We start from the raw sequence: 21473 nt of genomic DNA, 5'->3' as shown, positions 1-21473 counted from the left end.
ATTGCCGCACGGTCCGTCGAGGCCCTGGAGCAAGCCATCGCCTCCGCCCTCAGCGACTTTTCCTCCGACGAATGTCAAAATTACATCAAAAATAGTGGCTATTCGATCTAACCGGGAAATGCTCTAGTGCTTATGGGCGGCAGTATCCGTCTTGGTCAAGCGGCTTTTGGTGTCCAGTTCCACCCTGCTTTGAGGAGTGCGTTGGCGAGGAGGACGATCTTTCGCATGATAGCGGCGATAGCGAGCTTCGCCGGCTTCCCTGCTGCGATGAAGGCGTCGTACTTTGCCTTGAGATCAGGATTGAACCGTATGGCGACGAGAGCCGGCATGTAGAGGGCGCGGCGGACGTTGCCCCGGCCACCGCGGATGAAGGCGTGTCCGTTCCAGCGTCCGGATTGCCGCGCGATCGGAGCCAGGCCGGCCAAGCTGGCGGCCTGGGCCGGTTCAAGAGTTCCCAGCTCAGGCATCTCGATCAGCAGGGAAAATGCTGTCAGTCGGGCGACGCCTGGAATGCTCACCAGGATATCATACCGACGGGCCATCTCGTCGTCGGCCCGGATGCGGCGGAGAATTTCAGCATCGATGGCTGCGAGCTGGCGCTTGATCTGTTCCAGTCGCTTGCTGTTCTGCTGCTTCAGTAGGGGGATGCTGAGAACCTTCGCCCGGGTTTGCGCTGCAGTTCGGTCTTTGATAAGGCCCATACGCGCCAGATGAAGTTGTCGCAGATCGGAGATCGCCTCCGTCGGCGCCGGACGCGCCTCCAGTTGGAGAAGCATCCCCATTCGGGCCAGCAAGGCCGCATCCAGAGGATCGGTCTTGGCCAGCTTGCCCGTCGCTTCGGCAAAACAGCGGGCTTGGCGCGGGTTAACCTTCACCAGCGGGAGCCCACGTCGCGACAGGGCTTGCTCGAACGCCCCGTGATACGGGCCGGTCGGCTCGAACACCACCCGGGCGACTTCCGGGCCGATCCACTTGAGAAAACTCCGGTAGCCCGCCGTGCTGTTGGCAAAGCGGCGGCTGTCGCCGTCCGGGAAGCGGTAGGCATCCAGACTGTCTTTCGAGATGTCCACGCCAATGGTAATCTCGCTCCTCTTTTCCGCGCCTCTGCTTGTCATCCGGGGCTTGCCCCCGGGTATCCGTCCAGGCCGTTGGAAAAGACGAGGGTGGTCAGACTGCCGCTCGACCCTCAAAGGTCAGCCCGCATACGACCCCTCCCTCGCCGCTGGAAGAGGGCTGCTACCCTCTCCCAGCGGTCCCATTCTCATCCCTCCGGCTCGAATGTCATAAGACAAGCCCGCCACAAACGCCAACGCCCGCCCCAAGCCTGCGGGCTCGGGACGGGCGCCGGAAAACAGAACCTTCAGCGCAGGGCGATGCCCATCGCCTCGGCGATCGCGGCCTGCTGAACGGCGCGGCCCCGCTCGATGTCGGTCTTGGCCTCGGTGGCGGCGACCTGGGCGGCGGCGCGGCGTTCCTCGGCGAGTTCGGCGGTCAGCTCGTCGAGCGGGAACGCCTCCTCCGCCAGCACCGTGACCCGCTCGCCGGTGACTTCGACGAAGCCGCCGGCGACGAAGATCCGGTTGGTGACCTTGCCACCGTTATGAATGTCGATCACCCCCGGCCGCACGGTCGAAAGCAACGGGGTGTGCAGGGGGAGGGCGCCGAAATCGCCGTCCTCGCCCGGGACCACCACCATTTCCACCGGCTCGGACAGCAACAGCTTCGCCGGCGACACCAATTCGAACTGGATCTTCTCGGCCATGCCGATGTTCCTTTACCTCGGGCCGTTACGCTTAGGCGGCTTCGGCCGCCAGCTTCTTGGCCTTTTCGATCGCCTCGTCGAGGCCGCCGACCATGTAGAAGGCGGCTTCCGGCAGGTGATCGACCTCGCCGGCGATGATCGCCTTGAAGCCCTTGATGGTGTCTTCGAGCGACACCAGCTTGCCCGGCGAGCCGGTGAACACTTCCGCGACGTGGAACGGCTGGGACAGGAAGCGCTGGATCTTGCGGGCGCGGGCCACCACCAGCTTGTCCTCTTCCGACAGTTCGTCCATGCCGAGGATGGCGATGATGTCCTGCAGCGACTTGTAGGTCTGCAGGATGCGCTGGATCTCGCGGGCGATCTTGTAATGCTCTTCGCCGACGATGCGCGGGTCGAGCACGCGCGAGGTCGAGTCGAGCGGATCGACCGCCGGGTAGATGCCCAGCTCGGCGATCTGACGCGACAGCACGGTGGTGGCGTCGAGGTGCGAGAACGAGGTCGCCGGCGCCGGGTCGGTCAGATCGTCGGCCGGGACGTAAATCGCCTGGACCGAGGTGATCGAGCCCTTCTTGGTCGAGGTGATGCGTTCCTGCAGCGCGCCCATGTCGGTCGCCAGGGTCGGCTGATAGCCCACCGCCGACGGGATGCGGCCGAGCAGCGCCGACACTTCCGAACCGGCCTGGGTGAAGCGGAAGATGTTGTCCACGAAGAACAGCACGTCCTGGCCTTCCTGGTCGCGGAAGTATTCGGCGACGGTCAGGCCGGACAGGGCGACGCGGGCACGGGCACCCGGGGGCTCGTTCATCTGACCGTAAACCAGCGCCACCTTCGAGCCGGGGCCGTCCAGCTTGATGACGTTGGATTCGATCATTTCGTGATAGAGGTCGTTACCCTCGCGGGTACGCTCGCCGACGCCGGCGAACACCGAGTAACCGCCGTGCGCCTTGGCGATGTTGTTGATCAGCTCCATGATCAGCACGGTCTTGCCGACGCCGGCGCCGCCGAACAGGCCGACCTTGCCGCCCTTGGCGTAGGGCGCGAGCAGGTCGATCACCTTGATGCCGGTGACGAGGATCTGGGTCTCGGTCGACTGATCGATGAATTCCGGCGCCGGGGCGTGGATCGGGGCGGTGGCCTTGGCGACGATCGGACCACGCTCGTCGATCGGCTCGCCGATCACGTTCATGATGCGGCCGAGGGTCTCGGGGCCGACCGGCACGCGGATCGCGGTGCCGGTGTCACGCACCTGGGTGCCACGGGTCAGACCGTCGGTGGAGTCCATCGCGACGGTGCGCACCAGGGACTCGCCCAGGTGCTGGGCCACTTCCAGCACCAGACGGTGGCCGTTATGCTCCAGCTCGAGCGCGTTCAGAATGGCCGGCAGCGGGCCTTCGAAGCGCACGTCCACGACCGCGCCCAGGACCTGGGTGATCGTGCCGACAGTGTTGTTTGCCATGGTGTGCTCCTCGTCTTCCGTCACAGCGCTTCGGCGCCGGAGATGATTTCGATCAGTTCCTTGGTGATCTGGGCCTGGCGCGACCGGTTGTACTTGATCGCCAAGGCGTTGATCATGTCGCCCGCGTTGCGGGTGGCGTTGTCCATCGCCGTCATCCGCGCGCCCTGCTCCGAGGCCTGGCTTTCCAGCAGGGACCGGAACACCTGGGTGGCCAGGTTGCGCGGCAGGATCGCGGCGAGGATCTCGCTCTCACCCGGCTCGAACTCGTACACCGCGCGCGGACCGGAGGAGGCTTCCTCCTGGGCCGGCACCGGGAACGGGATCAGCTGCTGGCGGGTGACCTGCTGCGAAATCGCCGACAGGAACCGGTTGTAGATCACGGTGCAGACGTCGAACTCGCCCTTGGCGAACATCTCGGCGATGCGGGTCGCCACCTGATCGGCCTCGGCGAAGCTGATGCCCTTGCGCCCCAGCCCCTCGAAGCCTTCGATCAGCAGGGGGGCGAACTCGCGCTTCAGCGCCTCGCGGCCCTTGCGCCCGATCGGCAGGATCAGCACCCGCTTGCCCTGGGCCTGCAACTCGGCGACCAGATGGCGGGTGGACCGCACCACCGACGAATTGAAACCGCCGCACAGACCGCGATCGGCGGTCACCGGCACGACCAGCTGGACCGCATCCGATCCGTTGCCGGCCAGCATCGCCGGGGCGCCGGCCTGGCCGGCCATCCCTGCCGCCAGGGTGCCCAGCATCCGCTCCATCCGCTCGGCGAAGGGACGGGCCGCTTCCGCCGCGGTCTGGGCCCGGCGAAGCTTGGAGGCCGCGACCATCTTCATGGCCGAGGTGATCTTGCGCGTCGATTTGACGCTGGCGATCCTCAGCCTTAGGTCCTTGAGGCTCGGCATGAACTCCTACACTCCCTTGCGGAGCGGGCTTCCGAGGGCGGCGGGCGCTGGGCCGCCGTTCGGAAGGCCGCCCTCGCGACCCTTGGGTGACGAAAGGGCGCCGCCACCCCGCCCGGTATCGGACCGGGGCGGGCGGCGCCCAGGCGATCAGGCGAAGGTCTTGGCGAAGGCTTCGATGAACGCCTTCAGCTTCGCTTCGGTCTCCGGCTTGATCTGCTTGTCGGCGGCGATCGCGGAGAGGATCTCCGGCGCCTTCGACTTCAGCTCGGCCAGCAGGCCAGCCTCGAACCGGCCAACCTCGCGCACCTCGATCTTGTCGAGATAGCCCTTCACGCCGGCGAAGATCGACACGACCTCTTCCTCGGTCGACAGCGGCGAGAACTGCGGCTGCTTGAGGAGTTCGGTCAGGCGGGCGCCGCGGTTGAGCAGCTTCTGGGTGGCCGGATCGAGGTCGGAGGCGAACTGGGCGAACGCCGCCATTTCACGATACTGGGCCAGTTCCAGCTTGATCGAGCCGGCAACCTGCTTCATCGCCTTGATCTGGGCGGCCGAGCCGACGCGCGACACCGACAGGCCGACGTTCACCGCCGGGCGGATGCCCTTATAGAACAGCTCGGTCTCGAGGAAGATCTGGCCGTCGGTGATCGAGATCACGTTGGTCGGGATGTAGGCCGCGACGTCGTTGGCCTGGGTCTCGATCACCGGCAGGGCGGTCAGCGAGCCGGCGCCCGAGGCGTCGCCCATCTTCGCCGCGCGCTCGAGCAGGCGGGAGTGCAGGTAGAACACGTCGCCCGGATAGGCCTCGCGCCCCGGCGGGCGGCGCAGCAGCAGCGACATCTGACGGTAGGCCACCGCCTGCTTGGTCAGATCGTCATAGATGATCAGGGCATGCATGCCGTTGTCGCGGAAGTACTCGCCCATCGCACAGCCGGCGTAGGGGGCAAGGAACTGCAACGGCGCGGCTTCCGACGCGGTGGCGGCAACGACGATGGTGTAATCCATCGCGCCGTAATCGGTCAGGGTCTTGACGATCTGGGCCACGGTCGAACGCTTCTGGCCGACGGCGACGTAGATGCAGAACAGCTTCGCCTTGTCGTCGCTGCCGGCGTGGGCGGCCTTCTGATTGATGATGGTGTCGATCAGGATCGCGGTCTTGCCGGTCTGACGGTCACCGATCACCAGCTCGCGCTGGCCGCGCCCGATCGGGATCAGGGCGTCGATCGCCTTGATGCCGGTGCTCATCGGCTCGTGCACCGACTTGCGCGGAATGATGCCGGGGGCCTTGACGTCGACCTTGGCGCGATGGTCGGCGACGATCGGGCCCTTGCCGTCGATCGGGTTGCCGAGCGCGTCGACCACGCGGCCGAGCAGACCCTTGCCGACCGGAACGTCGACGATCGCGCCGGTGCGCTTGACGACGTCGCCTTCCTTGATCGAGCTGTCGTTGCCGAAGATCACCACGCCGACATTGTCGGTTTCGAGGTTCAGCGCCATCCCGCGGATGCCGCCGGGGAACTCGACCATCTCACCGGCCTGGACCTTGTCGAGACCATGGACGCGAGCGATACCGTCGCCGACTTTAAGGACCTGACCGACCTCGGCAACCTCCGCCTCCGTTCCGAAGCTGGCGATCTGTTGCTTGAGGATTGCGGAGATTTCCGCGGCGCGGATTTCCATTATCCAACCCCTTTCATAGCGAGCTTGAGATGCTGCAGCTTCGTCTTCAGCGAGCTGTCAACCATTTGGGAGCCGACCTTGACCACCAGACCACCGAGCAGGCTGGGATCGACCGCGGCCTCGACCGCGACCGGGCCGCCGAACGCGCCGCTCAGCGCGGTTTCCAGCGCCTCCAGCTGCGTGTCGGTGAGGGCGATGGCGCTGGTCACCTCGGCGGTCCGCTCACCGCGCCGGGCGGCCAGCCGGCCGAGATAGCATTGCACCGCGTCGCCGAGCAGGAACAGCCGGCGGTTCTGGGCCAGCAGGCCGAGGAAGCGGCCGACCAGATCACTGAAGCCGGCGGCTTCGGTCAGGGCGGCGATCGCCTTGCCCTGATCGGCCCGGCTCAGCACCGGGCTGCGCACCAGACGCCGCAGATCGGCACTGGCCTCCAGCATCGCTTTCAGCGCACGGAGATCTCCGGCGACGACATCGAGGCTGGACTGGGACTCCGCCAGCTCGAACAGGGCGCCGGCATAGCGGTCGGCGATCACGCCAATGGATTCGGATGGCACCTGGGCAAGTCCTTACGGATCGAGGGTCGACGCGGCGGTCGCAACATGCTGATCAAGCAAAAACATTTGTTCGCCGACCAGGGAGGAAACCCCGGTGAGCGCGCCGGTTAACTAACACATCGCCACAGGGCTTGCAAGCCCGGAACCTGCCCATTCGGGGGAGGCGCGCTCACTGAAACCCGGTCGGATCGACATCGACCTGAACCCGGATCCCGGCCGGCGGCGCGGCCCGCCCGAGCCAGTCGCGCAGCCACGCCTGAAGGGCGACGGCGCGGGTGGCTTTTACCAGAAACCGGCGACGGTGGCGACCGCGCAGCAGCGCCAGCGGGGCCGGGGCGGGGCCGAGCAGATCGATCCCGTCGCGCAGCGGCGCGGCGCGGGCGAGCCGGGCGGCGAAGCCGTCGAGCGCCGCCTCGTCCTCGCCCGACAGGATCAGCGCCGCCAGCCGGCCGTAGGGCGGCATCCCCGCCTCGCGCCGCGAGGCCGCCTCGCGGGCGAGGAAGCCGTCGCGATCGCCCGCCACCAGCGCCCGCATCACCGGATGGTCGGGCTGCCAGCTCTGCAACAGCACCCGCCCCGGCCGCTCGGCCCGCCCGGCGCGGCCGGCCACCTGCGACAGCAGCTGGAAGGTGCGCTCGGCGGCGCGCAGGTCGCCGCCATCGAGGCCGAGATCGGCATCGACCACCCCGACCAGGGTCAAATGGGGGAAATGGTAGCCCTTGGCGACGATCTGGGTGCCGACCAGCAGATCGAGCCGGCGCTCGGCCATCGCCTCGACCAGGGCGGCGGCGGCGGCCGGGCCGGCGCAGGTGTCGGAGGTCATCACCGCCAGCCGGGCCTGGGGGAACAGGAAGGCGGCCTCCTCCGCCACCCGCTCGACCCCGGGGCCGCAGGCGGCGAAGCCCTCCTCGCTGCCGCAGTCCGGGCAGGTGTCGGGGCGGGTGATGGCGTGGCCGCAATGGTGGCACAGCAGCCGGCCCCGGCGGCGATGCTCGACCAGCCAGGCGCTGCAATGCGGGCAGCGCAGGCGGAAGCCGCACTTCTTGCACAGGGTCAGCGGCGCGTAGCCACGGCGATTGAGATAGAGCATCGCCTGCTCGCCCGCCGCCAGCGTCTCGGCCAGCGCCGCCTCGAGGTCGGGGCCGAGCCAGCGCCCGCGCGGCGGCGGGGCGCGGCGCAGATCGACCGCGACGATCCGCGGCAGCGCTGCCCCGGCATGGCGATCGGGCAAGGCGAGGCGGCGATAGCGCCCGGCCTGGACGTTGGCCATCGTCTCCAGCGCCGGGGTGGCCGAGGCCAGCAGCACCGGAAAGCCGCCCAGCCGGCCGCGCACCACCGCCATGTCGCGGGCGTGGTAGCAGACCCCGTCCTCCTGCTTGAAGGCGCCGTCATGCTCCTCGTCGACCACGATCAGGCCGAGGGCGGGAAAGGGCAGGAACAGCGCCGAGCGCGCCCCCACCACCACCCCGGCGGCGCCGCGCGCCACCGCCCGCCAGGTATCGCGGCGGCGGGCCTCGCCCACCTCGGAATGCCACACCAGCGGCGGGCAGCCGAAGCGGCGGGTGAACCGCTCCAGCCACTGCGCCGACAAGGCGATCTCGGGCAGCAGCACCAGCACCTGCCGCCCCGCCGCCAGCGCCGCCGCCACCGCCTCGAAATAGACCTCGGTCTTGCCCGAGCCGGTGACGCCGTCGAGCAGGGTGACCGAGAAGCCCGCCCCCAGCGCCGCCCGCAGCTCGGCCGCCGCCGCCGCCTGGGCCGGCGACAGCGCCGGGCCGGGCCGGGCCGGATCGGGCCGGGGCGGATCGGGCTCGGGCGGGTCGGGCAGCGGCTCGAGCGCCCTGGCGGCGAACAGGCCGCGCACCACCAACGGCCCCACCCCGGCCGCGCGGGCGAGGTCGGCGGCCGACGCTGGCGGCATCTGTTCGAGCTGTGCCAGCACCCGCGCCCGCGCCGGACTGGCCTTCAGCCCGGCCGGCGGCGGCGCCACCGCGCGCAGGCGGGGCGGCAGGCGCGGCGGCTGCAACGCCGCCGGCACGCTCATCGCCATCTTCAGCACCGCCCCGGGCGGGGCCAGGGTATAGGCGGCCACCCAATCGGTCAGGGCGCGCAGCTCGGCCGGCAGCGGCGGCACCGCCGGCAGCGGACCGAGAATCGGCCGCAGCCGCGCCTCGTCCACCGCGCCGGGACCCGGCCCCCACACCACCCCGACCGCCTCGCGCCGGCCGAGCGGCACCCGCACGAACGCCCCCGCCACCACCGGCTCGGCCCCGACGCGATACTCATAGGCCCCTGCCAGCGGCAGTGGCAGCAGCACGGCGATGCGACTCCCGGGCGAGAATTCGGCGGGAGGGGGGGTGGCGGTCGCGACGGTCATGGGGTAGAGTCTAGCCGATCGTCTGGGGCGGGGACAGCAGGCGCCGTCACCGCAGCGGCGGGAAACAAAGGTTCCGCACCGGTATTACTGAGGGGGAGTCGGCATGGCGCGCAAGCGCGACGACGCGGTCGCCGAGTTGGTTTTGCCTGATGAGCGACAGGTCGAGGCCTATCTGCGGGCGCATCCCGATTACCTGATCCGTCATTCCGAGCTGCTGCTGTCGCTGTCGCCGCCGTCGCGCTGGGCTGGCGAGGACGGGGTGCTCGACATGCAGGTGTTCATGATCGACCGCCTGCGCGACGAACTGGACCGGGTCCACGGCGCCGCCGAGCATCTGATCCACACCAGCCGCAGCAACCTGTCGATCCAGACCCGCACTCACCGCGCCGTGCTGGCGATCCTCGCCGCCAACGACATGGCCGGACTGGCCGAGGCGGTCAGCGACGACCTGCCCGCCCTGCTCGACGTCGATGTCGCCACCCTCTGTTTCGAACCGCCGGCCGACCCGATCCCGGCCCTGACCGTGCCCGGCCTGCTGACCCTCGCCCCCGGCACGGTGGCGCGGATGATCGGCGGCGCCGACCGCGACTGCGCCCTGACCGAGGACATGCCGGGCGACCCGGCCTTGTTCGGCGACGGCGCCGGACTGGTGCAATCCTCGGCGGTGGTGCGGGTCGCCCCCGGCGCCCCCTGCCCCGACGGGATGATCGCGCTCGGCTCGCGCCACAGCCACACCTTCCATGCCGGTCAGGCCACCGAGCTGATCACCTTCCTCGCCCGCGTGCTGGAACTCTGCGTCAGCCGCCTGCTGGCCTGACGTCGGGCTTTCGCCCGAACCCAACCGGGGCGATGCCCCGGACCCCCTTTATATTTTCAAAAAAAGGGGAGGTTTGGAGGCGCCAGCCTCCAAGCGGGGCGCGGGGCGGCAGCCCCGCCAACGATCAACAGAACTGATAGGGCGCGAAACCCCGGCTGTTCTCGTCGATGCTGATGGTGCTGCCGATCGGGGGAAAGGCGCGCTGGCGGCAGTCGCGCCGTTCGCAGATGCGGCAATTGACCCCGATCGGCTTGGCCGCCTGTTCGTGGGTCAGGTCGAGCCCGGTGGCGTAGATGAAATCGGCGGCATGGGCGACCTCGCAGCCCAGCCCGATCGCGCACAGCCGCTCCGGCCGGGTCCAGCCACCGCCCCGCCGGGTCACGGTGCGGGCGATGCAGACGTAATTGACGTTGTCGGGCATCTGCGCCAGTTGCACCAGGATCCGGCCGGGCTGGGCGAAGGCCTCGTGGACGTTCCACAGCGGGCAGGCGCCGCCGAAGCGGGTGAAGTGGAAGCGGGTGGCCGAGTGGCGCTTGGTGATGTTGCCGGCGCGATCGACCCGGACGAAATAGAACGGCACCCCCCGGGCGCCGGGGCGTTGCAGGGTGGACAGGCGGTGGCAGACCTGTTCGAAGCTGGCGCCGAACCGGCCCTGGAGCTGCTCGATGTCGTGCTTCAGCGCCATCGCCTGCTGGGCAAACACCCCATAGGGCATCAGCAGGGCGCCGGCGAAATAATTGGCCAGCTCGACCCGGCAGATCGCGATGGCCTCGGGCGAGGACAGGTCGGCGGTATCGACGATGCCGTCGATCAGGTCGCGGTAGGCCAGCATGCCGATCTGGTGGGCGAGGTGGAAATTGCGCGACGGCATCGGCAGCTGGGAGGACAGGGTCAGGGTGCTGGAGCCCGGATCGAAATGGCGCATGCTCTCGGCCTCGTCGGCCGGCACCACCCGCACCCGCACGCCAAGGTGGATGTCGAGATAGGCGGCGAGGTCGGTGTACATCTGGCCGAGGTTGAACCCCTCGGCCGCCGCCAGCGCCTCCGCCGCTTCGTCGAGCCCGCCGATATAATTGTCCCGATAATAGAAAAAGTCGCGAATCTCCTCGTAGGGGAAATGGGCGCGGCCGCTGCGCAGCTCGGTGCCGCCCTTCGACAGGTCCTCGGTCAAGGCGTGCAGCCGCTCATCGGCCTGACGAAAGGCGCGATAGAGCGCCAGCACCCGTTTCGCCAGATCGGGCGAGGCGGCGGCGGCGTTGCGCAGCTCGGCCAGCGGGATGCCGTCACCGCCGCCGCCGAACAACGGATCGTTGAGCGCCTCGCGCAGGTCGGCGACGAGGCGGGATTCCTCGTCCTCGACCAGCCGGGCGAGATCGACGTCGAGCACCTGGGCGATGCGCAGCAGCACCGGCACCGTCAGCGGACGCTGATTGTTCTCGATCTGGTTGAGATAGCTCGGCGAAACCCCCAACCGGGTGGCCAAAGCCGCCTGGCTGAGGGCATGGCGCTCGCGCAGACGCCGCAGCTTGTGCCCGATGAACAATTTTCCGCTCATGAACGCATTGATATCCGTTCCCGCGCCGATTCGCAACATTCGCAAAGCTGCAAGGCTTATCTGCGAACACATTTGCACCCCCACCCTTTTCCCCAGGGGTTAAGGTTGCCAGGGTTACGGGATTGTGAATAACAGGGGGCGGTTTGAGTCCCTGCCCGCCCGGAGGTCTTGGTCAATGCAAGATATTGTTCGCCAGCTCGAAGAGAAGCGGAACCGCGCCCGCCTCGGAGGCGGAACCAAGCGCATCGCTTCCCAGCATGCCAAAGGCAAGCTGACGGCGCGCGAACGCATCGAATTGCTGCTCGATCCCGGCTCCTTCGAGGAGTGGGACATGTTCGTCGAGCATCGCTGCCACGATTTCGGGATGGAAGCCCAGTCGATCCCCGGCGACGGCGTGGTGACCGGCTACGGCACCATCAACGGCCGGCTGGTGTTCCTGTTCAGCCAGGACTTCACCGTGTTCGGCGGCTCGCTGTCCGAGGCCCACGCCGAGAAGATCTGCAAGATCATGGACAAGGCGGTCCAGGTCGGCGCCCCGGTGATCGGGCTCAACGATTCGGGCGGGGCCCGCATCCAGGAAGGCGTCGCCAGCCTCGCCGGCTATGCCGAGGTGTTCCAGCGCAACGTGCTGGCCTCGGGCGTGGTGCCGCAGATTTCGCTGATTATGGGGCCCTGTGCCGGCGGCGCGGTCTATTCGCCGGCGATGACCGACTTCATCTTCATGGTGAAGGACAGCTCCTACATGTTCGTCACCGGTCCGGACGTGGTGAAGACCGTCACCCACGAGACCGTCACCGCCGAGGAACTGGGCGGCGCCGTCACCCACTCGTCGAAGTCGGGCGTGGCCGACCTCGCGTTTGAAAACGACGTGGTGGCGCTGCTCCAGCTGCGCCGCTTCATCGATTTCCTGCCGGCCAGCAACCGCGAGAAGCCGCCGCACCGCCCCACCGCCGACGTCCCCGACCGGATCGAGCGTTCGCTCGACACCCTGATCCCGGACAACCCCAACCAGCCCTACGACATGAAGGAGCTGATCCTGAAGGTGGTCGACGAGGCCGACTTCTTCGAGATCCAGCCCGATTATGCCGGCAACATCATCGTCGGCTTCGCCCGGATGGAAGGCCGCACCATCGGTGTCGTCGCCAACCAGCCGATGGTGCTGGCCGGCTGCCTCGACATCGCCTCGTCGATCAAGGCGGCGCGCTTCGTCCGCTTCTGTGACGCCTTCAACATTCCGATCGTCACCTTCGTCGACGTCCCCGGCTTCCTGCCCGGCACCGCCCAGGAATATGGCGGGATCATCAAGCACGGCGCCAAGCTGCTCTACGCCTACGCCGAATGCACCGTGCCGAAGATCACCATCATCACCCGCAAGGCCTATGGCGGCGCCTATGACGTGATGAGCTCGAAGCATCTGCGCGGCGACGTCAATTTCGCCTGGCCGAGCGCCGAGATCGCGGTGATGGGGCCGAAGGGCGCGGTGGAGATCATCTTCCGCGGCGATCTCGGCGACGCCGAGAAGATCGCCGCCCGCACCGAGGAATACCGCCAGAAGTTCGCCAACCCGTTCATCGCCGGCCACCGTGGCTTCATCGACGACGTGATCATGCCGCGCACCACCCGCAAGCGGATCTGCCGGTCGCTGACCATGCTGCGGAGCAAGGATCTGAAGAACCCGTGGAAGAAGCACGGGAACATTCCGCTCTAAGGACTTTCCACGTTCACAGGGTCATTCGGATCGTCCGCGCCCCCGCGCGCGGCTCCCAAGGGGGATAAGGAATGTTTTCGAAGATTTTGATCGCCAATCGCGGCGAAATCGCCTGCCGGGTCATCAAGACCGCGCGCAAGATGGGCATCAAGACGGTGGCGGTCTATTCCGACGCCGACCGCCACGCGCTGCATGTCCAGATGGCCGACGAGGCGGTGCATATCGGGGCGGCGCCGTCGGCGCAGAGCTACCTGCTGGCCGACCGCATCGTCGAGGCCTGCAAGAAGACCGGGGCCGAGGCGGTCCATCCCGGCTACGGCTTCCTGTCCGAGAAGCGGGAGTTCCAGGAGGCGCTGGCCGCCGCCGGCATCACCTTCATCGGCCCCGAGGCCCACGCCATCTTCGCGATGGGCGACAAGATCGAGTCGAAGAAGCTGGCCCGCGAGGCCGGCGTCTCGACCGTGCCGGGCTACATGGACGTGATCAAGGACGCCGAGGAAGCGGTCAAGATCGCCCGCGAGATCGGCTATCCGGTGATGATCAAGGCCTCGGCCGGCGGCGGCGGCAAGGGGATGCGGCTGGCCTGGAACGACGACGAGGCGCGCGAAGGCTTCGTCTCGGCCACCAACGAGGCCAAGTCGTCCTTCGCCGATGACCGCGTCTTCATCGAGAAGTTCATCGAGCAGCCCCGCCACATCGAGATCCAGGTGCTGGCCGATTCGTTCGGCAACACCCTCTATCTCGGCGAGCGTGAATGCTCGATCCAGCGCCGCCATCAGAAGGTGATCGAGGAGGCGCCGTCGCCGTTCCTCACCCCCGAGATCCGCAAGGCGATGGGCGAGCAGGCCTGCGCCCTGGCCAAGGCGGTGGGCTACAAGTCGGCCGGCACCGTCGAGTTCATCGTCGGCGGCGCCACCGGCCAGTTCTACTTCCTCGAGATGAACACCCGACTCCAGGTCGAACACCCGGTGACCGAGATGATCACCGGCCTCGATCTGGTCGAGTGGATGATCCGCATCGCCAACGGCGAGAAGCTGCCCTTCACCCAGGACGACATCAAGCTCGACGGCTGGGCGATGGAAGCCCGCATCTACGCCGAGGATCCGTTCCGCAACTTCCTGCCCTCGACCGGTCGGCTCACCCGCTACCTGCCGCCCGAGGAAGGCAAGCATGTCCGCGTCGATACCGGCGTGGCCGAGGGCGGCGAGATCAGCATGTATTACGATCCGATGATCGCCAAGCTGATCACCCACGGCCCGACCCGCGACGCGGCGATCACCCACATGCGTCAGGCGCTCGACGAGTATTACATCCGCGGCCTGTCGCACAACATCCCGTTCCTGGCCTCGCTGTTCTCCAAGGACCGCTTCGTCAAGGGCGAGCTGACCACCAACTTCATCGCCGAGGAATATCCGCAGGGCCTGACCACCGCCCAGCTGCCGACCGATGATCCGTCGGACCTGATCGCGGTGGCGGCGGCGATGAAGCGCCGGATCATCGAGCGCAACGTCCGCATCTCCGGCCAGTTCCCCGGCCACGAGATGAGACCGCCGGTGCAGTGGACGGTCTATTTCAACGACCAGTACCACGACGTCGATGTCCACCCCGCCCCTGGCGGCTATGCCGTGGTGATCAAGGACGAGGCGGTCGAGGTCAAGACCGACTGGCAGGTCGGCGACCCGCTGATCCGCGCCACCGTCGATGGCCGCCCGGTCTGCGTCCAGGTCGATCGCACCGGCGTGTCGTTCCGGCTGTCGCACGCCGGCCTGCGCTGCGAGGCGTTCGTGTTCACCCGCCGCTCGGCCGAACTGTACCGCCTGATGCCGTTCAAGGCGCCGCCGGACATGTCGAAGTACCTGCTGTCGCCGATGCCCGGCCTGCTGGTGCGGCTGATGGTCGAGGAAGGCCAGGAAGTGAAGGCCGGCGAACCGCTGGCGGTGGTCGAGGCGATGAAGATGGAAAACATCCTCAAGGCCGAACGCGATACCACCATCGCCAAGCTGCACGCCAACCCCGGCGATTCGCTGTCGGTCGATCAGAAGATCATCGAATTCGCCGCCTGACCCAGGCGCCGCGTTCGATCCCTCAACCGGGAGGCTCCGCCTCCCGGTTTTTTTATGCGGGCTCCGCCCGCGTTTTCCCTTACATCCAGTCGGGCAGGCGATCCTGGCGGATCATCTCCTCGTGGCTGGGACGGGGGCGGATCACGGCGAAGCGATCCTCCTTGACCATCACCTCGGGCACCAGCGGACGGGAATTGTAGGTCGAGGCCATCGCCGCGCCGTAGGCGCCGGCGGTGGCGAAGGCGACCAGATCCCCGGCGGCCAGTGGCGGCAGGTCGCGCTGGCGGGCGAAGGTATCGCCGGTCTCGCACACCGGGCCGACCACGTCGGCGGGGGCGCGGGGGGTGCCGGGCGGGGGTTCGACCACCGGCAGGATGGCGTGGAAGGCGTCGTACAGCGCCGGCCGCATCAGGTCGTTCATCGCCGCATCGACCACCACGAAGGTGCGGGTCGAGCCCGGCTTGACCCGCACCACCTTGCTGACCAGCAGGCCGGCATTGCCGACCAGCAGCCGGCCCGGTTCGACCAGGAAGCGGCAGCCGAGATCGCCGAGGATTTCGCCCGCCACCCGGGCATACTCGGCCGGCGAGGGCGGCACCTCGTCGTCATAGGGCACGCCGAGGCCACCGCCGAGGTCGAGCCGGCGGATGTCGATGCCGTCGGCGCGCAGGCGGCCGACCAGATCGCGCAGGCGCTGGAAGGCGGCGCGGAACGGGCCCAGCTCGGTCAGTTGCGAGCCGATATGGCAGGCCACCGCCACCGGGGCGATCCCGGGCAGCGACTGGGCGAGGCGGTAAATTTCCGGCACCCGGTCCCATTCGATGCCGAACTTGTTTTCCTTCTTGCCGGTGGTGATCTTGGCGTGGGTGTTGGCATCGACGTCGGGATTGACCCGGATCGCCACCTCGACGGTGCGGCCGGCCGCCTCGGCCAGCGCCGACAATTCGCGCAGCTCGGGCTCGGATTCGACGTTGATCTGGTGGATGCCGGTCTCGATCGCGAAGCGCAGCTCGTCGGCGCTCTTGCCCACCCCGGAGAACACGATCCGCTCGGGCGGCACCCCGGCGGCGAGGGCGCGGCGCAGCTCGCCCTCGCTGACCACGTCGGCCCCGGCGCCCAGCCGGGCCAGGGTGCGGATCACCGCCAGATTGGGATTGGCCTTGCAGGCGAAACAGATGGTGGCGTCGAGCCCGGCCGCCGCCAGACCCTCGGCCAGCACCCGGTAATGACGCTCGATCGTCGCGTTGGAATAGACATAGAACGGGGTGCCGACGGCGGCGGCGATGTCGGCGATCGCCACCGATTCGGCGCACAGGGCGCGGTTGCGGTACTGGAAATGATTCATCGCGGGGTGTCCGTGGTGGCGGCGGGCGGCGGCGGCGCTTCCGCCTCGGCCGGCGCTTCCGGCGCGGCGGGCCGCCCCGGATAGGGGGTGAAGGGATAGAGGTGGGGGTAGACCGCGTTGTCGAGCTCGACCGGGCGGCCCTTGCGGCCGCAGCCGGCCAGCGCCAGCGCGGCGCCGCCGAGCCCGATCAGGCCAAGGAGGCGCCGGCGGCCGATCATGCCGCCCCCGCCCGCCGCGCCCGGGCGGCGGCGATCGCGGCCCGCACCTGCGCCGGCGCGGTGCCACCCAGGCTGGTGCGGCTAGCGACCGAGGACGCCACCGTCAGCACGGCGCGGGCCTCCGCGGTGATGCCGGGCTCGATCGCCTGCATCTGGGCCAGGGTCAGGTCCTCCAGGCCGACGCCCTCGGTCTCGGCCAGCTTGACCAGCGAGCCGGCGACATGGTGGGCGCGGCGGAACGGCATGCCGAGGGCGCGCACGCACCAATCGGCGATGTCGGTGGCGGTGGTGAAGCCGGCCCCGGCCGCCGCCGCCATCCGCTCGCGGTTGACGGTGAGGTCGCGCACCATCCCGGTCATCGCCGCGATCGCCAGTTCCAGCGTGTCGGCGGCCTCGAACACCGGCTCCTTGTCGTCCTGCATGTCCTTCGAATAGGCCAGCGGCAGGCCCTTCATCACGATCAGCAGGGCGTTGAGGTCGCCGATCACCCGTCCGGTCTTGGCCCGGATCAGCTCGGCGGCGTCGGGGTTGCGCTTCTGCGGCATGATCGACGAGCCGGTGGTGAAGGCGTCCGACAGCGCGACGAAGCGGAACTGGGCGCTGGTCCAGATCACCAGTTCCTCGGCCAGCCGCGACAGATGGACCGAACAGATCGCCCCGGCGGCGAGGAATTCGAGCGCGAAGTCACGGTCCGACACCCCGTCGAGCGAATTGCGCATCGGCCGGTCGAAGCCGAGATCGCGCGCGGTGGCGGCGCGGTCGATCGGGAACGAGGTGCCGGCCAGCGCCGCCGAGCCGAGCGGGGATTCGTTGAGCCGCCGCCGCGCGTCGGCAAGGCGGCCGCGGTCGCGCCCGATCATCTCGACATAGGCCATCAGATGATGGCCGAAGGTCACCGGCTGCGCCGCCTGGAGATGGGTGAAGCCGGGCATCACCGTGTCGGCATGCTCCTCGGCGCGGTCGAGCAGGGCGTCCTCCAGCCCGGACAGGGCCTGGTCCATCCCGTCGATCGCGTCGCGCACCCACAGGCGGAAGTCGGTCGCCACCTGATCGTTGCGCGAACGGGCGGTGTGCAGCCGCCCGGCCGGCTCACCGATCAGCTCGGCCAGCCGCGCCTCGACGTTCATGTGGATGTCCTCCAGCTCCTCGCGGAACGGAAAACTGCCGGCCTCGATCTCGGCCAGGATCCGCTCCAGCCCGCCCAGGATCGCCTCGGCGTCGGCGGCGGCGATCATCCCCTGCGCCGCCAGCATGCGGCAATGGGCCTGCGAGCCGCGGATGTCCTGGCGGTACAGGCGGCGGTCGAACGAAATCGACGCGTTGATCCGCTTCATGATCGCGGCGGGGCCTGCGGCGAAACGCCCGCCCCACATCTGGGAGGCGGCGTTGGTATCGGTGTCGGTCATCTCGGATCCGTGGACTCGGGGGAAAACGCCGCCACCCTACACCCGGCGGGGCGAAACGGCCAAGAGGTTGGGCGGCCGCCCCACCCTCCCGCCCCCGGGGCCTGCCGTCAGCCGTCGGCGCGGCAGTAGCGCGACACCTCGTCGAGCAGCTTGCGGATCGAGATCGGCTTGGTGATCACCTGATCAAAGCCCTCGTCGAGGAAGCCCGCGATCGAATCCGGATCGGCGAAGGCGGTGACCGCCACCACCGGCAAGGCGCGGGTGCGGGGGTCGCCGCGCAACTGGCGCAGCAGATCGACCCCGGAATGGCGCGGCAACTGGATGTCCATCAGGATCACGTCGGCGCCGGCCCCGCTGGCCAGTTCGACCAGCCCGTCGCCGTCGGCCGATTTGACGGTGGTGAAGCCGGCGATGCCGAGCGCCTGTTCCAGCAGTTTCATGTTCATCGCGTTGTCTTCGACGATGACGACGGTTCCCGGCATGCTCACTCTCCCTCGCGCGGCGGGACCGGACCCCGGCCGCCATCGGCGCCGTAACGGGCGACGAAGGCGGTGAAATCGTCGGCCGCCAGCGGCCGTTCGATCAGATAGCCCTGAATTTCGTCGCAACCGTGGCGGGCCAGCATCGCCGCCTGGGCCTCGGATTCCACCCCCTCGGCGATGGTCTTCATCGACAGCGAATGGGCCAGCGAGATGATCGCGTTGGCGATCACCCTGCCGTCCTCGTCCTGGTCGAGATCGCGCACGAAGGCGCGGTCGATCTTCACCGTGTTGACCGGGAAGCGCTTGAGATAGGCCAGCGAGGAATAACCGGTGCCGAAATCGTCGATCGACAGGGTCACCCCCAGCCGGGCCAGGGCGCGCAGGATCTTCAGCGTGCCCTCGCCGTCGGCCATCAGCATGCTCTCGGTCAGTTCGAGATCGAGATGGGCCGGATCGATCCCGGTCTCGGTGATCGCCTCGGCGACCAGATCGGCCAGATCGGCCTCGCGGAACTGGCGGCTGGAGATGTTGACCCCCATCCGCAGCCCGCCCAGCCCGATCTCGCTCCAGTGGCGCAGATGGCGGCAGGCGCTTTGCAGCACCCAGGTGCCGAGCGGCACGATCAGGCCGGTCTCCTCGGCCACCGGGATGAACTTGTCGGGCGGGATGATCCCCAGCTCGGGATGGCGCCAGCGGATCAGCGCCTCGGCTCCGACCAGCCGGAAATCCTCCAGCCGCACCTGGGGCTGGAAGAACAGTTCGAACTGGCCGGCCTTCAGCGCCGCCTTGATCGAGCGTTCGAGCGTCAGCCGCTCGGCCACCGCCGAGGACATCGCGCTGTCGAAGAAGCCGAGCCTGATGTCGGCCAGCCGCTTGACCGAATGCAGCGCCACCTCGGCATTGCGCAGCAGGTCGAGCGCGTCCTCGCCGTCGCGCGGGAACACCGCCACCCCCATGTCGGCGCCGATGCTGAGTTCGCTGCCCTGGACCAGATAGGGGCGGTTCAACGCCTCGCTCAGCCGATCGACCGCCGCCGACAGCTCGGCCGGGTCGTGCAGGTGGGGCAGCACCACCGCGAATTCGTCGCCGGCCAGCCGGGCCGCGGTGCCGTCCGGCCCGGTGGACTGGGCCAGCCGCCGCGCCGTCTCGCGCAGCACCTGATTGCCGGATTCGTGGCCGAGCGAATCGTTGACGGTGGTGAAGCCGTCGAGATCGACGGTGACCACCGCCACCAGCCTTGCGTCGCCGCCGCCCTCGCGCGCCTGGGCCAGCGCCAGCGCCAGCCGCTCGGTCAGGCCGGTGCGGTTGGGCAGGTCGGTCAGCGGGTCGTGGTTGGCGAGGTAATCGACCCGCTGCGCCAGCTGCTTGTTCTCGGACAGGTCGCGCAGGGTGCCGGTGAACAGCCGGCGCTTCTCGACCCGCAGTTCCGACACCGACAGATGGAGCGGGAAGGCGGTGCCGTCCTTGCGCCGCCCCACCGCCTCGGCCCCCACCACCGCGCCGAAGCTGGTGGCGAGGTAATCGTGCAGGGCGACGTTGAGCCGGGTCGCCTCCAGCTCGGGCAGCAGCAGCGACACCGGCGAGCCGACCACCTCGGTCAGCGAATAGCCGAAGATCCGCTCGACCGACAGGTTGGCGTTGAGCAGGGTGCCTTCCTCGTCGATGGTGACGATGCCGTCCATCACCGTGTCCATGATGGCGCGGATGCGGTGCTCGCGCGCCGCCACCGCCCGCATCGCCGCCGTCACCTCGGTGGTGTCGCGCCCGACCAGCAGCACCGCCGGATGGCCCTCGCGCTTCAGCGGCACCGCCGACAGTTCGACGTCGCGCACCCGCCCGGCGAAGGTGACGATCTTGACCGGCATCGGGTGGCCTTCCTCGCACAGCGCCTCGAGGCCGGATTCGAACATCGCCCGGTAATCGGCGTGGACGAACTCGACGAAGCGCCGCCCCTCGCACGAAGAGGGGGCCGGCGCCCGCAGCATGCCGAGCCCGGCGGCGTTGATGCGGCGGATCACCCCATCGACGCAGACGCAGATCAGGTCGGGCGACAGCTCGACCAGTTCGCGGTAGGAGGCCTGATCCTTCAGCAGCGCGGTTTCCAGCATCGAGACGTCGGTGATGCGGTCGATCAGCTTGAGGATCTGGGTGCCCGAGCGGTAGATCGTCTCGGCGTAATCGCGATAGCCCGACTGGCCGAGCGGCCCCAGCATCTCGTTGGCGATCATCTCGGCGAAGCCGATCACGTCGTTGAGCGGGGTGCGGATGTCGCGGCTCATCCGCCCCATGAAATCGGTCTTGGCCCGGTTGGCGAGGTCGGCCTCGTCCTTGGCCTCGGCCAGCTTGGCGGCGGCGGCGCGCTCGGCGGTGCTGTCGTGCGAGAACAGGGCGCAGCGATGCTCGCCCGCGCTCTCCCCCGCCACCGCCCGCAGCCGGTTGGCGAACCAGTGCAGCCCGTCGGTGTCCTCGAACTCGACCGTCCGCCCGCTCTGCATCGCCTGGGCCAGATAGGCGCGGCGGTGGGCGACCAGACTGTCGGGCAGCAGGTCGAACAGCGAGGCGCCGACCGCCTGGTCGGGGCCACGGCCGAGATAGCTTTCCGCCACCGCGTTCAAGGTGATGATCCGCCCCGCGCTGTCGAGCAGCATCGCCACGTCGTGGCTGGCGTCGAGCAGGGCCTGGAGGGTGCGGTGCGAGGCGGCCAGCGCGCTCTGCGACTGCTGGCGCTCGATGGCGTGGCGGATCACCCGCGGCAGCAGGGCAAGGCCGCCATCCGACTTCACCACGTAATCCTGGGCGCCGGCGCGGATCGCCTCCTGCGCCACCCGCTCGTCGTCGAGCCCGGTCAGCACCACCAGCGCCTTGGCCGGGGCATGGCCGCGCAGCGCCAGCACGGTGTCGATGCCGTGGGCGTCGGGCAGGCCGAGATCGGCCAGCACGCAGCTGAATTGGTCGAACGGGGCCAGCGCCAGCGCCTCGGCCAGGGTGGCGCAGCCACGGGTGGTCCATCCGGGCTGCGCCTCGGCCAGGGCCAACTCGATCAACCGCCGGTCACCGGGGTTGTCTTCGATGATCAGCAGGTGGAGCAGGTCGCAAGCGGCGCTCATGGCCCGGGAACGATGACGGATTCACCGCAATTTGTAAATGTTCG

At 68.6% G+C, this 21473-nt stretch carries 16 protein-coding genes; 3 read left to right on the top strand and 13 right to left on the bottom strand.

Annotated elements, in window-relative coordinates; all coding sequences use genetic code 11:
• Positions 1-155: 155 nt before the first annotated feature.
• The 7 genes from ACFSNB_RS11305 to ACFSNB_RS11275 form a co-directional block, all read right to left on the bottom strand.
• A complete protein-coding gene (locus tag ACFSNB_RS11305; protein ID WP_377316561.1) occupies positions 156-1115 on the bottom strand; it encodes an IS110 family transposase in 960 nt (319 codons plus the stop codon).
• 245 nt (positions 1116-1360) lie between these two features.
• Entirely contained in the window at positions 1361-1762 is a 402-nt protein-coding gene (gene atpC, locus ACFSNB_RS11300) for an ATP synthase F1 subunit epsilon (protein WP_377316559.1), read from the bottom strand.
• 31 nt (positions 1763-1793) lie between these two features.
• The gene (atpD, locus tag ACFSNB_RS11295) at positions 1794-3218 is read right to left on the bottom strand and encodes a F0F1 ATP synthase subunit beta (protein ID WP_377316557.1); all 1425 of its coding nucleotides are present in this window, start codon (positions 3216-3218) and stop codon (positions 1794-1796) included.
• 20 nt (positions 3219-3238) lie between these two features.
• A complete protein-coding gene (locus ACFSNB_RS11290; protein WP_377316555.1) occupies positions 3239-4120 on the bottom strand; it encodes a F0F1 ATP synthase subunit gamma in 882 nt (293 codons plus the stop codon).
• A gap of 147 nt (positions 4121-4267) precedes the next feature.
• Positions 4268-5797, bottom strand: coding sequence for a F0F1 ATP synthase subunit alpha (atpA, locus tag ACFSNB_RS11285; RefSeq protein WP_377316553.1), 1530 nt, complete (start codon positions 5795-5797; stop codon positions 4268-4270).
• On the bottom strand, positions 5797-6351 hold the full coding sequence (locus tag ACFSNB_RS11280; RefSeq protein ID WP_377316551.1) for a F0F1 ATP synthase subunit delta: 555 nt from the start codon (positions 6349-6351) through the stop codon (positions 5797-5799). The genes atpA and ACFSNB_RS11280 overlap by 1 nt, the downstream gene beginning before the upstream one ends.
• 169 nt (positions 6352-6520) lie before the next feature.
• Positions 6521-8728, bottom strand: coding sequence for a primosomal protein N' (locus ACFSNB_RS11275; protein ID WP_377316549.1), 2208 nt, complete (start codon positions 8726-8728; stop codon positions 6521-6523).
• Between the two features lie 103 nt (positions 8729-8831).
• On the opposite strand from ACFSNB_RS11275, the gene ACFSNB_RS11270 reads away from it, so the two are divergent.
• Complete coding sequence (locus tag ACFSNB_RS11270; protein ID WP_377316547.1) at positions 8832-9545, top strand: DUF484 family protein; 714 nt, start codon at positions 8832-8834, stop codon at positions 9543-9545.
• A 124-nt stretch (positions 9546-9669) separates the two neighbouring features.
• Here ACFSNB_RS11270 and ACFSNB_RS11265 read toward each other — a convergent pair whose 3' ends face one another.
• On the bottom strand, positions 9670-11100 hold the full coding sequence (locus ACFSNB_RS11265; protein WP_377316545.1) for a helix-turn-helix domain-containing protein: 1431 nt from the start codon (positions 11098-11100) through the stop codon (positions 9670-9672).
• A 175-nt stretch (positions 11101-11275) separates the two neighbouring features.
• Here ACFSNB_RS11265 and ACFSNB_RS11260 point away from each other — a divergent pair, with 175 nt between their 5' ends.
• Positions 11276-12808, top strand: coding sequence for an acyl-CoA carboxylase subunit beta (locus tag ACFSNB_RS11260; protein ID WP_377316543.1), 1533 nt, complete (start codon positions 11276-11278; stop codon positions 12806-12808).
• A 71-nt stretch (positions 12809-12879) separates the two neighbouring features.
• Entirely contained in the window at positions 12880-14871 is a 1992-nt protein-coding gene (locus ACFSNB_RS11255; protein WP_377316541.1) for an acetyl-CoA carboxylase biotin carboxylase subunit, read from the top strand.
• A 79-nt stretch (positions 14872-14950) separates the two neighbouring features.
• Here ACFSNB_RS11255 and lysA read toward each other — a convergent pair whose 3' ends face one another.
• The 5 genes from lysA to ACFSNB_RS11230 all read right to left on the bottom strand — a co-directional run bounded on the left by lysA (position 14951) and on the right by ACFSNB_RS11230 (position 21429).
• Positions 14951-16216 carry a diaminopimelate decarboxylase gene (lysA, locus tag ACFSNB_RS11250; RefSeq protein ID WP_377316539.1) on the bottom strand — a complete coding sequence of 422 codons (1266 nt, stop codon included), beginning with the start codon at positions 16214-16216 and terminating at the stop codon, positions 14951-14953.
• Positions 16213-16434, bottom strand: a complete 222-nt coding sequence (locus ACFSNB_RS11245; RefSeq protein ID WP_377316537.1) for a hypothetical protein — start codon at positions 16432-16434, stop codon at positions 16213-16215. The genes lysA and ACFSNB_RS11245 overlap by 4 nt, the downstream gene beginning before the upstream one ends.
• Entirely contained in the window at positions 16431-17840 is a 1410-nt protein-coding gene (gene argH / locus ACFSNB_RS11240) for an argininosuccinate lyase (RefSeq protein ID WP_377316535.1), read from the bottom strand. Before argH ends, ACFSNB_RS11245 begins: the two co-directional genes overlap by 4 nt.
• A 107-nt stretch (positions 17841-17947) precedes the next feature.
• On the bottom strand, positions 17948-18322 hold the full coding sequence (locus ACFSNB_RS11235; protein ID WP_377316533.1) for a response regulator: 375 nt from the start codon (positions 18320-18322) through the stop codon (positions 17948-17950).
• Positions 18323-18324: 2 nt separating this feature from the next.
• Complete coding sequence (locus ACFSNB_RS11230) at positions 18325-21429, bottom strand: EAL domain-containing protein (RefSeq protein ID WP_377316531.1); 3105 nt, start codon at positions 21427-21429, stop codon at positions 18325-18327.
• Between the last annotated feature and the right edge of the window lie 44 nt (positions 21430-21473).

This window comes from Phaeospirillum tilakii, from assembly GCF_042683125.1.
GTDB classification, from domain to species: Bacteria; Pseudomonadota; Alphaproteobacteria; order Rhodospirillales; family Magnetospirillaceae; genus Phaeospirillum; species Phaeospirillum tilakii.
Note: the sequence above shows the minus strand (reverse complement) of the source record. Positions and strands in the feature narration are given on the sequence as shown.